Annotated in this window: 2 pseudogenes; both read left to right on the forward strand. The window is 62.5% G+C overall.

Annotated features, from left to right (window positions below):
- Positions 1–581 (forward strand): annotated as a pseudogene (locus tag EOA32_RS37515) (hypothetical protein); the annotation flags it as partial.
- A 98-nt stretch (positions 582–679) separates the two neighbouring features.
- Positions 680–747: pseudogene (locus EOA32_RS37520) on the forward strand (F0F1 ATP synthase subunit epsilon); the annotation flags it as partial.

A 747-nucleotide genomic window follows, 5' to 3' on the forward strand; every position in this document is an offset into this window, starting at 1 on the left:
CTGAAGACCGTGGCCGAATTCTCGACCGCGGCGGGAGTCTCCTCACCGACGATTCTGCGTTTCGTCGCCAGGTTGGTTGCCACGGCCGCGACATGCTGTCCGCGCCGGGCTCGCACGCCGCAGGGAGAAGGCTCGCAACGTGCGTGCTCAACCGCGCGATCTCGGAAAAGGGCATCTACCCGGCCGTTGATCCGCTCGATTCGACCTCGCGCATGCTCGACCCGATGGTTGTCGGCGAGGAGCACTACCAGGTCGCCCGCCAGGTGCAGTCGATCCTGCAGCGCTACAAGTCGCTGCAGGACATCATCGCCATCCTTGGCATGGACGAGCTGTCGGAAGAGGACAAGCAGACCGTTGCCCGCGCCCGCAAGATCGAGCGCTTCCTGTCGCAGCCGTTCTTCGTCGCCGAAGTGTTCACCGGCTCGCCCGGCAAGCTGGTCGACCTTGCCGACACCATCAAGGGCTTCAAAGGCCTTTGCGCCGGCGATTACGACCATTTGCCCGAAGCCGCCTTCTACATGGTCGGCGGCATCGAGGAAGCGGTCGAGAAGGCGCAGCGCCTGGCGGCTGAAGCGGCGTAAAGAAGCGAATAGCGAATAGGGAGTAGCGAATAGGGATCAGTGGGCCGGCCGAGTTTTTCACTACTCGCTACCCGCTATTCCCTACTCGCTAGATTGGCATGGCTGAAGCTTTCAAGTTCGAACTGGTCTCGCCGGAGAGGCTGCTCGTTTCCGAGCAGGTCGAGTC

Source organism: Mesorhizobium sp. M1A.F.Ca.ET.072.01.1.1, assembly GCF_004023325.1.
GTDB lineage: Bacteria > Pseudomonadota > Alphaproteobacteria > Rhizobiales > Rhizobiaceae > Mesorhizobium.